13 protein-coding genes are annotated in these 13,283 nt (G+C 39.7%); all 13 read left to right on the top strand.

Annotated features, from left to right (window positions below; genetic code table 11):
- Window positions 1-67 precede the first annotated feature (67 nt).
- The 13 genes from nuoF to BLR37_RS12600 all read left to right on the top strand — a co-directional run bounded on the left by nuoF (window position 68) and on the right by BLR37_RS12600 (window position 13,235).
- The gene (nuoF, locus tag BLR37_RS12660; RefSeq protein ID WP_090769100.1) at window positions 68-1,435 is read left to right on the top strand and encodes an NADH-quinone oxidoreductase subunit NuoF; all 1,368 of its coding nucleotides are present in this window, start codon (window positions 68-70) and stop codon (window positions 1,433-1,435) included.
- Window positions 1,436-1,533: 98 nt separating this feature from the next.
- Window positions 1,534-2,544, top strand: a complete 1,011-nt coding sequence (locus BLR37_RS12655) for an NADH-quinone oxidoreductase subunit G (RefSeq protein ID WP_039472983.1) — start codon at window positions 1,534-1,536, stop codon at window positions 2,542-2,544.
- The gene (gene nuoH / locus BLR37_RS12650; protein WP_090769098.1) at window positions 2,544-3,581 is read left to right on the top strand and encodes an NADH-quinone oxidoreductase subunit NuoH; all 1,038 of its coding nucleotides are present in this window, start codon (window positions 2,544-2,546) and stop codon (window positions 3,579-3,581) included. The genes BLR37_RS12655 and nuoH overlap by 1 nt, the downstream gene beginning before the upstream one ends.
- Before the next feature lie 2 nt (window positions 3,582-3,583).
- On the top strand, window positions 3,584-4,087 hold the full coding sequence (locus tag BLR37_RS12645) for a NuoI/complex I 23 kDa subunit family protein (RefSeq protein WP_039472989.1): 504 nt from the start codon (window positions 3,584-3,586) through the stop codon (window positions 4,085-4,087).
- A gap of 135 nt (window positions 4,088-4,222) precedes the next feature.
- A complete protein-coding gene (locus BLR37_RS12640) occupies window positions 4,223-4,726 on the top strand; it encodes an NADH-quinone oxidoreductase subunit J family protein (RefSeq protein WP_039472991.1) in 504 nt (167 codons plus the stop codon).
- Window positions 4,726-5,055, top strand: coding sequence for an NADH-quinone oxidoreductase subunit NuoK (nuoK, locus tag BLR37_RS12635; RefSeq protein WP_090769096.1), 330 nt, complete (start codon window positions 4,726-4,728; stop codon window positions 5,053-5,055). Before BLR37_RS12640 ends, nuoK begins: the two co-directional genes overlap by 1 nt.
- A gap of 13 nt (window positions 5,056-5,068) precedes the next feature.
- Window positions 5,069-6,973 carry an NADH-quinone oxidoreductase subunit L gene (gene nuoL, locus BLR37_RS12630; protein ID WP_425262018.1) on the top strand — a complete coding sequence of 635 codons (1,905 nt, stop codon included), beginning with the start codon at window positions 5,069-5,071 and terminating at the stop codon, window positions 6,971-6,973.
- Window positions 6,974-6,993: 20 nt separating this feature from the next.
- Entirely contained in the window at window positions 6,994-8,457 is a 1,464-nt protein-coding gene (locus BLR37_RS12625; protein ID WP_090769094.1) for a complex I subunit 4 family protein, read from the top strand.
- A 3-nt stretch (window positions 8,458-8,460) separates the two neighbouring features.
- Window positions 8,461-9,834: an NADH-quinone oxidoreductase subunit N gene (locus tag BLR37_RS12620; RefSeq protein ID WP_090769092.1), complete on the top strand. Its 1,374-nt coding sequence runs from the start codon at window positions 8,461-8,463 to the stop codon at window positions 9,832-9,834.
- Between the two features lie 47 nt (window positions 9,835-9,881).
- Window positions 9,882-10,541 (top strand): DedA family protein, encoded by a 660-nt coding sequence (locus BLR37_RS12615; RefSeq protein WP_090769090.1) that lies wholly within the window; start codon window positions 9,882-9,884, stop codon window positions 10,539-10,541.
- A gap of 2 nt (window positions 10,542-10,543) precedes the next feature.
- Window positions 10,544-11,095 (top strand): inorganic diphosphatase, encoded by a 552-nt coding sequence (locus tag BLR37_RS12610; protein ID WP_090769088.1) that lies wholly within the window; start codon window positions 10,544-10,546, stop codon window positions 11,093-11,095.
- Between the two features lie 116 nt (window positions 11,096-11,211).
- Entirely contained in the window at window positions 11,212-12,522 is a 1,311-nt protein-coding gene (locus tag BLR37_RS12605) for a hemolysin family protein (protein ID WP_482211619.1), read from the top strand.
- An 8-nt stretch (window positions 12,523-12,530) separates the two neighbouring features.
- Window positions 12,531-13,235, top strand: coding sequence for a 16S rRNA (uracil(1498)-N(3))-methyltransferase (locus tag BLR37_RS12600; RefSeq protein WP_090769084.1), 705 nt, complete (start codon window positions 12,531-12,533; stop codon window positions 13,233-13,235).
- Window positions 13,236-13,283: the final 48 nt, after the last annotated feature.

Raw genomic sequence — 13,283 nt, 5'->3', positions numbered from 1 at the left:
TCTTAAGTCATGAGTCGCTTTGATTCAGGGCTATGGACTATAGACTACAGACTATAGACTAATTAAAATGTCTCGAAAACTGTTACTTGAGCATATAAACGTACCAGGCATCAATACACTTGAGGTCTATCGCCAAAAAGGCGGGTACCGTGCCGTTGAAAAAGCCCTTAAAACTTTAACACCAGAAGAGGTTGTTGAAGAAGTTAAGAAATCAGGCTTGCGCGGCCGCGGTGGTGCTGGTTTCCCAACAGGAATGAAATGGAGCTTTTTGGCTAAGCCGGAAGGTGTTGCCCGTTATTTGGTTTGCAACGCCGATGAGTCTGAGCCGGGAACTTTCAAAGACCGTTACCTGATGACTTACATTCCGCATGCTTTAATTGAAGGCATGATTGTTTCAAGTTTTGCTTTAGGTGCTAAGGTTTCATACATCTACGTTCGTGGAGAGATGATGCCTCAGATCCGCATCCTGGAGAAAGCAATTGCTGAAGCAAAAGCTGCAGGATGGTTAGGTAAAAACATTTTGGGAACAGGTTACGATTTAGAATTATATGTTCAACCTGGTGGTGGCGCTTACATTTGCGGTGAAGAAACCGCTTTATTAGAATCGCTTGAAGGTAAAAGAGGTAATCCACGTATTAAACCACCTTTCCCGGCGATTGCAGGTTTATACGGTTGTCCAACCGTTGTAAATAACGTAGAATCGATCGCTGCAGTGGTGCCGATTATTAACGATGGAGGCGATGAATATGCTAAAATCGGTATCGGCAGAAGTACAGGTACCAAATTAATCTCTGCATCTGGTAATTTAGTAAAACCAGGTGTTTACGAAATTGAACTGGGTTTACCGGTAGAAGAATTTATCTACTCTGACGAGTATTGCGGTGGTATTGCTAACGGAAAACGTCTGAAAGCAACTGTTGCAGGAGGTTCATCGGTGCCAATCTTACCCGCTAATTTAACCTTAAAATATGCTAATGGCGAGCCTCGCTTAATGAGTTACGAATCATTAGCTGAAGGCGGTTTTGCTACCGGAACCATGTTGGGTTCAGGCGGTTTTATCGCTTTTGATGAAGATCAGTGTATCGTACGCAATACCTGGAATTTCTCTCGTTTCTATCACCACGAAAGTTGCGGACAATGTTCGCCATGCCGTGAAGGTACAGGCTGGATGGAAAAAATTCTGCACAAAATTGAGCACGGACATGGTACCATGGATGATGTAGATTTATTATGGGATGTTCAGCGTAAAATTGAAGGAAATACCATTTGCCCGTTAGGCGATGCAGCTGCATGGCCGGTTGCGAGTGCGATCCGTCATTTCAGAGATGAATTTGAGTGGCACATTAAAGAACCGGTGAAGAGCCAAAACCAGAATTACGGATTGGCAAACTATGCAAATCCGATTGAAAAAGCTCCGGTAACGGAAGAGAAATAAAATCGCAGGGTTTCGTGTCTTCACGAAACGAAAGCTAAATAAATACAATTGGTTCGTGCTGACACTAACCAAGGAAAAAATAAAGAATATCATTAACCATGAGTGAAAAAGTTAAGGTTACGATAGATGGGATAACAGTAGAGGTTGATAACGGAACCACCATCCTGAATGCTGCAAGGCAAATCGGGGGTGACATTGTTCCGCCAGCCATGTGCTATTATTCTAAGTTACAAGGCAGTGGTGGTAAATGCCGTACCTGTATTGTTAAGGTAACAAAAGGTTCGGAAAAAGATCCCCGCCCAATGCCAAAATTAGTTGCATCTTGTCGTACAACCGTAATGGATGGGATGGAAGTGCTTAACATTACTTCGCCCGAAGTTTTAGAGGCACGCGCCGGTGTAGTCGAAATCTTGTTAATTAACCACCCTTTAGATTGCCCGGTTTGTGATCAGGCAGGAGAGTGCGATTTACAGAATTTAGGTTACGAGCACGGTTTGCAAAAAACACGTTATGAGTTTGAGCGCCGTACTTTCGAACGTATCGATATTGGTGATAAGATCCAGTTACACATGAACCGTTGCATTTTATGCTACCGTTGTGTTTTCACTGCCGATCAGATTACCAACAAACGCGTTCACGGTATCTTAAACCGTGGTGATCATTCAGAAATTTCTACTTATATCCAGCAGGCCGTTGATAACGATTTCTCAGGAAACGTAATTGATGTTTGCCCAGTCGGTGCTTTAACAGATAAAACTTTCCGTTTTAAAAACCGTGTTTGGTTTACCAAACCAGTTGATGCACACCGCAATTGCGACCACGAAAAGTGTAACGGTAAGGTAACTCTTTGGTACAAAGGAGAAGACGTTATCCGTGTTACTGCACGTAAAGATCAGTTTGGTGAGGTAGAAGAGTTTATCTGCAATACCTGCCGTTTCGATAAAAAAGCAACCTCCGACTGGACCATTGAACACCCAACACATATTGATGATACTTCGGTAATTGCATCTAACCACTACGAAACATTAAAACCATTGCCGGTAATTAAGCCAAACCCGGCATTGCAGGCTGCAAACGAAATTGAGTTACATAAAACAGTAAAATACTAATGGATACAGGTTTTATTATAGAAAAATTTATTCTGGTAGTGGTAATCTTCGCTATCAGTTTGGTAATTGCCATGTATTCTACCTATGCTGAACGTAAGGTTGCAGCATTTTTACAAGATCGTTTAGGTCCGGACAGAGCTGGTCCCTTTGGGATTTTACAGCCACTTGCCGATGGGGTAAAGATGTTTATGAAGGAAGAAATTATTCCTACAACTTCTAACCGGTGGTTATTTATTGTGGGTCCGGGTTTAGCACTACTATGCGCTTGTATCGGTACTGCAGTTATTCCCTGGGGAACACCAGTATTAATTGCCGGAAAAACCGTTTCATTACAAGTTACCGATATCAATGTTGGTGTTTTATACATTTTTGGCGTTGTATCTCTTGGTGTTTATGGCGTAATGATTGGTGGCTGGGCATCTAACAATAAATATTCTTTATTAAGTGCTATCCGCGCGGCTTCACAGAACATCAGTTACGAAATTGCAATGGGTTTATCTATCATTGCTTTATTGCTGATGACGAACACCCTAAGCCTAAAAGAAATTGTAGCACAACAACATGGCTTTAACTGGAATGTGTGGTATCAGCCGTTGGGCTTTTTGATATTTATGGTATGTTCTTTTGCGGAGACCAACCGTGCACCATTCGATTTGCCGGAGTGTGAAACCGAGCTGATTGGTGGTTATCACACTGAGTATTCATCAATGAAATTAGGTTTCTACTTATTTGCCGAGTATATCAACATGTTTGTTTCATCGGCAGTAATGGCTACGCTATATTTTGGTGGATATAACTATCCCGGTATGGATTGGATTGCTGCACACTGGGGACCAACATGGGCACCATTGTTTGGTACTGCCATTTTCTTTGGAAAAATAGTATTCTTCATCTTTTTCTTTATGTGGGTACGCTGGACCATCCCGCGTTTCCGTTACGATCAATTGATGAATTTAGGTTGGAAAGGCTTAATTCCTTTAGCCATTGCCAACATTATAATAACTGGAGTTGTGATTGCGATTATTGAGAAGTTTTAATTATGGAATCATTAAGTAATAAGAAAAAAGTACTGGAGCAAAAGCCACTGAGCTTTATGGAACGGATGTACCTCCCGGCAATTGTAAAGGGAATGGGCATCACCATTAGCCACTTGTTCAAAAAAGAGGCGACAGTAAGATATCCGGAAGTAGAACGAGAATTCTCGACCAACTTTAGGGGAATGCACTCGCTTAAGCGCGATGAGAACGGGAAAGAGCGTTGCACAGCCTGTGGGTTATGTGCTTTATCTTGCCCTGCCGAAGCGATTACCATGATTGCTGCAGAACGCAAACCGGAAGAAAAACATTTATACCGTGAAGAAAAATACGCAGCAACTTATGAAATTAACATGTTGCGTTGCATTTTCTGCGGACTATGTGAAGAAGCATGCCCTAAAGAGGCAATTTATTTAGATGGACCAATTGTACCAGCCGATTATTTACGTAAAGATTTCATTTACGGAAAGGACAAGCTGGTTGAGGCTCCGTTAGAGATGAAAAAATAATTGTTGTCATCCTGAGCCTGTCGAAGGACTGAACAATTAAAATGGCTTTAAGCCCCGTTTTGAGTTTTACAGAACGAAACATAAATACTGGTTTATGATGATATAAACCATGGAACATAAACAAAAAACAAATTAATGAGTACACAAGTATTCTATTTCGTAGCTACATTAAGTATCCTCTTTTCACTGATGGTGATTTTTGCGAAAAATCCAATCCACAGTGTATTGTACTTAATTCTTACCTTTTTCACTTTCACGGTACATTATGTATTGTTGAATGCACAATTTCTGGCTGTGGTAAACTTCATTGTTTACATGGGGGCCATCATGGTATTGTTCCTTTTCGTACTGATGCTCCTTAACCTGAACAAGGATACCGAGCCATCAAAATCGCCATTAATTAAAATTGTGGGCGTAATTGCCGGAGGTTGCTTAATTGTAACCTTAATCGGTTCGTTAAAGGCAGCAAGTATCAGCAGTCCGTTAATTTTAAAAAATCCGGGATTAGGTTTGGTAGAAAACTTAGGTAAAGAGCTTTTCGGACCATTCTTATTACCATTCGAATTATCATCTCTATTACTGTTGGCAGCAATGGTTGGAGCCGTTTTATTATCTAAAAGAGATGAGGTAGAAGCATAATGGAAAATTTATTCACACAAGCAGCAGGCGTTCCGCTAAATCATTACATCTATTTAAGTGCAATTATTTTCACTATTGGTGTAATTGGCGTGTTAACCCGCAGAAATGCAATCGTAATTTTTATGTCGGTAGAGTTGATGTTAAATGCAGTTAATCTGCTTTTAACCGCATTCTCTGTACATAGTAACGATCCTTCGGGACAAGTTTTCGTATTCTTCATTATGGCCTTAGCAGCTGCAGAAGTTGCCGTAGGTTTAGCCATTATTGTAATGGTATACAGAAATACGAAATCGATAGATATTAATGTTTTAAATCGCCTTAAGTGGTAAATATATAATAAGAATGACAATAGAACAATTGATTTGGTTGGTTCCGTTACTTCCTTTTTTAGGCTTTGTAATTAACGGACTAGGCAGAAAATCTTTATCTAAAGGACTTGTTGGAATCATCGGAAGCGGCGTTATTTTAGCTTCTTTCATCATCAGCGTAGTTATTTTCTTTAGTTTACAAGGCGATACACAAAAAGCTCACGAAGTATTTTTATTTGATTGGATTAGCGCTGGCGCATTACATATTCCTTTATCATTCCTGGTTGATCCTTTAAGCTCGATCATGCTGTTGATTATCACCGGAATTGGTTTCTTAATCCACCTGTATTCTACCAGCTACATGCACGATGACGAAGGATTTGGTAAATTTTTCAGTTACCTGAACCTGTTTGTATTCTTCATGCTTTTATTGGTATTGGGTTCAAACTACATCGTAATGTTTATCGGTTGGGAAGGTGTTGGTTTATGTTCATACCTGTTAATCGGTTTCTGGTACACCAACAGCGCTTATGCATCGGCAGCTAAAAAAGCTTTCGTAATGAACCGTATTGGTGATTTAGGCTTTTTGCTTGGTGTATTTTTAATCTTCAATTTCTTCGGAAGTGTCGAATTCTCAAAAATTTTCCCTCAGGCAGCTAACATGTTGCCAGGCGATAATAAATTAGTCCTAATTACCATTTTATTATTTATCGGAGCCTGCGGTAAATCGGCACAATTGCCTTTGTTTACCTGGTTACCAGATGCGATGGCCGGACCAACTCCAGTTTCGGCGTTAATCCACGCTGCAACGATGGTAACAGCAGGTATCTACATGATTGCCCGCTCGAGTGTATTATTTGACCTTGCTCCCCTAACCCAGCACATCATTGCTATTGTTGGTGCAGCAACCGCTTTAGTCGCAGCCATTATTGCCTTAACCCAAACCGATATCAAAAAAGTATTGGCTTACTCAACTGTATCTCAATTGGGCTATATGTTTTTAGGTTTAGGTGTTGGTGCTTACACAGGTTCATTCTTTCACGTATTAACCCATGCGTTCTTTAAAGCTTTATTGTTCCTGGGCGCTGGTTCGGTTATCCATGCGATGCACCACGAGCAGGATATGCGTCACATGGGTGGATTAAGAAGCAAACTTAAAACTACATTTGCCACCATGATGATTGGTACTATCGCAATTGCGGGTTTACCACCATTCTCTGGTTTCTTTTCTAAAGATGAAATTCTGGCGCACGCTTTTCAGTCAAGTCCTATTCTTTGGGGAATCGGCGTGCTAACCGCATTCTTAACTTCGTTCTACATGTTCAGGATGATGTTCCTTACTTTTTCCGGTAAATACCGCGGAACGCACCATGCAGAAAGCCATATCCACGAATCGCCGGCTGCTATGACCTTACCTTTGGTAATTTTGGCTGTTCTGGCTGCAATTGGAGGTGCCATTAACTTACCACATGTTTTTGGTGGCAACGAGTGGTTAGCGCACTGGTTAACAGGTGCAGGTGTTGCACAACACGAACTGGATTTAAGCCATTCAACAGAGTGGGCCTTAATGGGTACTTCGGTTGTGGCTGCAGTTATTGCTTTATTGTATGCTTATACTAAATATGTAAAAGGTGCGCATGTTCCGGTTGCTGATGAAGCGCCACGTTCGGCATTGGCGAAATTATCATATAACAAATTTTATTTAGATGAAATTTACGACTTCATCATTACCAAACCTTTGAATATTCTTTCTAAATTCTTTTACCGCATTATCGATAATAAGGTTATTGATGGCATTGTAAATGGATTAGGATGGAGCACAAATGAGGCAAGTAAAGGCCTTCGCTTATTACAGAGCGGAAACGTAGGTTTCTACCTGTTTATGATGGTATTTGGTATCATCGCGTTATTGATCTATACATTTAGTTACATATTATAAAAAGGGTTCAAAAATAAATAATGGAACAACTTTTACTACTTATATTTCTTCCGCTTGCGGGTGCTATTATTACAGCATTTGCAGGTAAGTCGGCTAAAATAGTTTCGACCGTATTTTCGGTAGTTTCTTTAGGGTTGGCTTTGTTTATCGCCTGTAACTTCATCCCGAATGCAAGTACACAGTTTGAAGCAAACTTACCATGGATTGCTGATCTGGGCATTAATTTCCATGCCGGTATCGATGGGATCAGCATGTTGGTGGTTTTATTAACCAACTTATTAATCCCGATTATTATCCTTTCAAGCTATAAACACGATTATAAAAATCAGGCTGCTTTTTATGCATTGATTTTATTTATGCAAACGGGTTTATTGTTGGTGTTTACTGCTTTAGATGCTTTCCTATTCTATATTGGCTGGGAAGCGGCATTAATCCCGATTTATTTTATTTGTGCTTTCTGGGGTGGAAAAGACCGTGTTCGCATTAACATGAAGTTTTTTGTGTACACCATTGCAGGTTCTTTATTTATGTTGATGGGTATTATTTACCTGTATCTGCAAAACCCGGCGCACAATTTCGAAATCTCTGCTTTTTATGCTTTAAATCTGGATGCAGCACAGCAAGGATGGATTTTCTGGGCTTTCTTTATCGCTTTTGCGATTAAAATGCCGGTTTTCCCTTTCCATACCTGGCAGCCTGACACTTATACTGCGGCACCTACGCAAGGTACCATGTTATTATCGGGTATTATGTTAAAAATGGGTATTTATGGCGTAATCAGATGGTTATTGCCAATTGTACCTGCAGGCGTTCAGGATTGGTCGTGCGTAGCTATTGGTTTGTCTATCATTGGTATTGTATATGCATCATTAATTGCCTTTACGCAAAAAGATGCCAAACGTTTGGTCGCTTATTCTTCAATTGGCCACGTAGGTTTAATTTCTGCAGGTATTTTTGCTTTAAACCAGCAAGGTATGCAGGGCGCAATGGTGCAGATGCTGAGCCATGGTATTAACGTGGTAGGTTTATTCTTCGTACTGGATATTATTATCTCGCGCGTTAAAACCAATAAAATAGAAGAGTTGGGCGGTATTGCCAAAGCAGCACCACAATTAGCTATCACTTTCCTGATTATTGTTTTAGGAACAGTGGCTTTACCAGGAACAAACGGCTTCATTGGCGAATTCTTATTGCTGATGGGCGTGTACAATGTAGGCATTTGGGCTGCAGCAATTGCCGGCTTAACCATCATTTTCGGTGCTGTTTACATGTTGCGCATGTACCAGAACGTAATGCTGGGCAAAACAAACGAATTAACCATCACATTCAGTGATATTCAGGGATCAGAGAAATTTGTCCTTTATTTGATCTGTGCTTTAATTATCGTTCTGGGTGTTTATCCAAAACCATTATTGCACTTAACAGAGGCATCTGTACAACATTTATTAGAACAGGTAAATCAAAAATTAACATCAGTAAAATAAGCAATGAATATTATAATAACCATTAGTATAACAGCTTTTATTGTACTTTATGCAGGTTTGTTTAAAGCAAATAAAGCATTATTGCCGCTTACCGTTGTTGGCTTACTTACTGCCTTAGGCTTTACTTTTTGTGCCTGGGGAGGCAATGCTGTTCATTTCGGAATGATGCAAACCGATAATTTTGCACTTGCATTTTCTGGCGTTTGTATTGTAGGTACACTTTTGATTTTCTTATTAACACAAAACTATTTTCACGCTAAAAGCGATAACATTGCCGAGTACTATACCTTAATCCTTTTCGCCCTGGCGGGAATGATTATGATGGTATCTTATAAAAACATGGCCATGCTGTTTGTTGGGCTTGAAATCATGTCGGTGAGTTTATACATTCTGGCTGGTATCCGGAAAAAGGATTTTGCCTCAAATGAAGCTTCGTTAAAATATTTCTTAATGGGGGCCTTTTCTACAGGCTTCCTGTTGTTTGGTATTACCTTAATTTATGGTGCTACGGGTTCTTTCGATTTAGATAAAATCCAGGCTTATCTGGTAAATAATAGCACTTCAGTTTCACCAATCTTTTATCCTGGGGTAATCCTCATGATGATTGGTTTGTGCTTTAAAATCGGTGCGGCACCTTTCCACTTCTGGACTCCGGATGTTTATGAAGGCGCACCTTCTTTAATCACCACCTTCATGAGTACGGTAGTTAAAACTGCTGGTTTTGCGGCGTTTTTGCGTTTGTTTGCCGGACCTCTTGAGCCTTTACACGAGTTTTGGGTAATGCCTTTAATCGTTATTGTATGCCTTACCTTATTCATCGGTAACGTAACAGCCCTATTCCAAAAGAACTTTAAACGTATGCTGGCTTACTCAAGTATTTCGCATGCAGGGTACTTATTGTTCTCTTTAATAGTTATAACTAAAAATTCTGGCAATAACGTATTGGTATATGCTGCTGCTTATACTTTTGCATCGATCATTGCCTTTGCGGTATTAATTCTGGTTAAACAGAAAACAGGTAGCGATAGCTTTGAAAGTTTTAACGGTTTAGGAAAGAAAAATCCATTGGTGGCATTGTGTTTAACTGTTGCCATGTTATCATTAGCAGGTATCCCATTAACCGCTGGTTTCATAGGTAAATACCTGATGTTCCTGAACGTAATGACCCAATATAAAATCTTATTGGTTGCCTTTGCAATCTTAAATGCTTTGGTTGGTTTCTATTATTATTTCAGGGTTATTGTAGCCATGTGGTTTAAAGATGGTAGCGAAACTGTACTTTCAACGCCTGCACAATACAAAGTGGTACTATTGGTTTCAGTAGCAATTACGCTTGTTTTGGGTATCTGCCCTGCAATAATTTTAAACCTGATATAGGTATGCTGTTGTTTAATAATTATTTGTAGTTTTACGAATAATTGAATATGCACGATTTTTGGAACTACCTGCATCAGCTAATTGATCCCGAGAAATTATTGAGGGAGGGCGGTTTCTATCTCGTTGTATTCGTAATCTATGCAGAAACAGGCCTGTTCTTTGGTTTTTTTCTTCCAGGCGATTATTTATTGTTTTTGGCTGGCATGTTTGTTGCTACCGGTAAACTCGATGTAAATATTGCCGTGCTTTTGGCAGGTTTATGTATTGCGGCAATTTCGGGTAATTTTACGGGTTATTGGTTCGGACGCAAAACCGGGCCGGTATTGTACACCAGGAAAGATAGCTTCTTTTTTAAGAAACGCTACTTAAAAGCTGCCGAAGACTACTACAATAAACAAGGCGCATTTGCACTGATTATGGGGCGTTTTGTGCCAATTGTAAGAACTTTTGCACCTATTTTTGCCGGAGTTGTAAAATTAGACTTTAAAAAATTTGCATTATATAATGTTGTTGGCGGAACACTTTGGATCTGTTCACTCACTTTATTAGGCTATTTTTTAGGTCGCCGCTTTGAAAAAGAAATTAACGATTACCTATTATATATTATTATTGGCTTTATCCTTATTACAACTATACCATTATTAATTACCTTTGTAAAAAGTAAAGTAGTGAAAGGTCCGGAAGAGGATAAAACAGATTTAAATTAGAAATGATAAAAGACGATCATCACGCGTGGCATAGCGTATCTCCAGGAAACAACGTTCCTGAAATTGTAAACGCAATTATTGAAATTCCAAAAGGTTCAAAAGCAAAATACGAAATAGATAAAGAATCAGGTCTGATTAAATTGGATAGGGTTCTTTTTTCATCAGTTATGTATCCGGCTAACTATGGCTTTATTCCGCAAACCTATTGCGATGATAAAGATCCTTTAGATATCCTGGTGCTTTGTTCAGTAGACGTATACCCAATGACCTTAATCGAGGCTAAAGTGGTAGGTGTAATGCACATGGTTGATAACGGTGAGCAGGATGATAAAATTATTGCTGTAGCTGCAAACGATATGTCGGTTAACTACATCAACGATTTAGATGAGTTACCTCCGCACCAAATGAAAGAAATTGTTCGCTTCTTTCAGGATTACAAAGCATTAGAAGATAAAAATGTAACCATCGAACATTTATTAGGTGTTCGTTATGCGCATAAAGTAATTAAAGAAAGCATAGAACTTTATAACACAACATTTAGAGAATTAGCTTAATGGATTTACCCACGGTCTGTTTGTTTTTAAATTCAGCGTTAAGTACAATACTGCCAACCCCCAATGTAGTTCTTGTAGCCTTACAGGAACCTGATACCGGATCAGTAGGCTGGCGTTTGTTTTTCGCCTTGTTTTTGGTGCTTTTAAATGGTTTTTTTGTGGCAGCAGAGTTTGCCATTGTAAAAGTCCGCGCATCACAAATAGAAATAAAAGCTAAATCGGGCAGCCGTGTAGGTAAAATGGCCAAGAGTATCATCCATAACCTGGATGGCTATCTGGCCGCCACTCAGCTGGGTATAACGCTTGCATCACTGGGCTTAGGTTGGGTTGGTGAAGGCGTTATGCATACCATCTTTAAAAACCTTTTCGATAGTTTACAATGGGGGCTTAGCGATGCTACCATTCACACTGCTTCAACAATTGTAGCTTTTTCGTTAATTACGATCATGCACATTGTTTTTGGTGAGCTCGCCCCAAAATCGTTTGCCATACAAAGACCTGTAGCCACAACCTTATTCGTATCGTTGCCACTACAGTTGTTTTATGTGGTATTCAAACCGGCAATCTGGACTTTAAACAGTCTGGCTGCTGTAATTCTAAAACCATTCGGTATCGATACTTCCGGTGGTCACGAATCACTCCACAGTACAGAAGAACTTCAGTATTTACTCGATCAGGGTAAAGAAAGCGGTGCACTTGATAACAATGAGCACGAACTGATTAAAAACGTATTCGATTTTAACGAGCGTGTGGTTAAGAATATCATGGTTCCGCGAACCAAAATTTCGGGTATCGAACTTACTTCCGGTAAAGAGGAAGTAATCGACACGATTATCAAAGAAGGATACTCGCGTTTGCCGGTTTACGATGATATTATGGATAAAATCGTAGGTATTATCCATGCTAAAGATATTTTGCCTTTGGTTGCAGCCGGTAATCAGCACTGGACTTTAAAAGACATTATCAGAAAACCATATTTTGTAACAGAAACCAAAAAAATTAATGATCTGATGAGTGAGCTGCAAAGCAACCGCATTCAGATTGCCATTGTTTTGGATGAATTTGGCGGAACTGCCGGTATGGTTACTCTGGAAGATATTGTTGAAGAGCTGGTAGGTGAAATTCAGGATGAATACGATGAAGAAAAACCACTGGTAGAAAAAGTATCTGATAACGAATTTATTGTGAATGCCTTTGCGACCGTTTACGATGTAAACGAGCACCTGCCTCACGATTTACCTGAAGATGAAGATTTCGACACCATTGGTGGTTTGGTATCGCATGTTTTTGGGCGTATTCCAGAAGTAGGCGAAAGCAATGAGTCTTATGGTTATTTGTTTACCATTCTTAAAAAAACAGAGCAAAATATCGAAACCGTTAAGCTCGAGCTGGTAATTAATGAAACAGATATGGTTGATAATCACTAATTTCAACCATGCATATTTTTTATACACCAGATATTACCTCCAATACTTATACGCTTAACGAAGAAGAGAGCAAGCACTGTGTTCGTGTACTCCGTCTAACCGTTGGTGCCGTTGTTAATCTGGTTGATGGTAAGGGCGGTTTTTATACTGCTGAAATTACTTCCGATAACCCGAAAAAAGTTGCTTTATCCATATTAAAGGTGGAAACGGAATTTCATAAACGGAACCATTACCTGCATATTGCCGTAGCACCTACTAAAAATATCGATCGCATAGAGTGGTTTCTGGAGAAAGCTACCGAACTCGGCATCGATGAAATTACCCCCATCATTACCAACCGTTCGGAGCGCAGGGTAGTAAAAGAAGACCGCCTGAATAAAGTAATTACCTCTGCGGTAAAGCAGTCTATAAAAGCATATCACCCTATACTTAATGATGCAGTTTCATTCGATGCTTTTTTGAAACAGCCTTTTGAAGGCGAAAAACTAATGGCACATTGCATTGATGAAGGGGAGAAACGGTATATCTCCCAGCTTGTTGCGCCACATCAAAAATATCTGATCCTGATCGGTCCCGAAGGAGATTTCACACCAGATGAAGTGAATTTGGCTTTGAACAAAGGCTTTAAAGCATTAACTTTAGGTGATAACAGGTTGCGCACCGAAACTGCTGCGCTGGCTGTTTGTTTTGAAATCAATTACATTAACCGATAAGCTTTTGAAGTTTTCAACCTTAAATTTTCAGTTTCCGAAGTTCAGAAC

Source organism: Pedobacter soli, from assembly GCF_900101435.1.
GTDB classification, from domain to species: domain Bacteria; phylum Bacteroidota; class Bacteroidia; order Sphingobacteriales; family Sphingobacteriaceae; genus Pedobacter; species Pedobacter soli.
The sequence above is the reverse complement of the archived record's forward strand: the minus strand, read 5'-3'. Positions and strand labels throughout refer to the sequence as shown.

Excerpts from the sequence above, each read along its gene's own strand:
- BLR37_RS12645 (WP_039472989.1), top strand. The coding sequence starts at position 3,584 with ATGGAATCATTAAGTAATAAGAAAAAAGTACTGGAGCAAAAGCCACTG.
- BLR37_RS12610 (WP_090769088.1), top strand. The coding sequence starts at position 10,544 with ATGATAAAAGACGATCATCACGCGTGGCATAGCGTATCTCCAGGAAAC.
- BLR37_RS12655 (WP_039472983.1), top strand. The coding sequence starts at position 1,534 with ATGAGTGAAAAAGTTAAGGTTACGATAGATGGGATAACAGTAGAGGTT.
- nuoF (WP_090769100.1), top strand. The coding sequence starts at position 68 with ATGTCTCGAAAACTGTTACTTGAGCATATAAACGTACCAGGCATCAAT.
- nuoL (WP_425262018.1), top strand. The coding sequence starts at position 5,069 with ATGACAATAGAACAATTGATTTGGTTGGTTCCGTTACTTCCTTTTTTA.
- BLR37_RS12600 (WP_090769084.1), top strand. The coding sequence starts at position 12,531 with ATGCATATTTTTTATACACCAGATATTACCTCCAATACTTATACGCTT.
- nuoH (WP_090769098.1), top strand. The coding sequence starts at position 2,544 with ATGGATACAGGTTTTATTATAGAAAAATTTATTCTGGTAGTGGTAATC.
- nuoK (WP_090769096.1), top strand. The coding sequence starts at position 4,726 with ATGGAAAATTTATTCACACAAGCAGCAGGCGTTCCGCTAAATCATTAC.
- BLR37_RS12640 (WP_039472991.1), top strand. The coding sequence starts at position 4,223 with ATGAGTACACAAGTATTCTATTTCGTAGCTACATTAAGTATCCTCTTT.
- BLR37_RS12625 (WP_090769094.1), top strand. The coding sequence starts at position 6,994 with ATGGAACAACTTTTACTACTTATATTTCTTCCGCTTGCGGGTGCTATT.
- BLR37_RS12615 (WP_090769090.1), top strand. The coding sequence starts at position 9,882 with ATGCACGATTTTTGGAACTACCTGCATCAGCTAATTGATCCCGAGAAA.
- BLR37_RS12620 (WP_090769092.1), top strand. The coding sequence starts at position 8,461 with ATGAATATTATAATAACCATTAGTATAACAGCTTTTATTGTACTTTAT.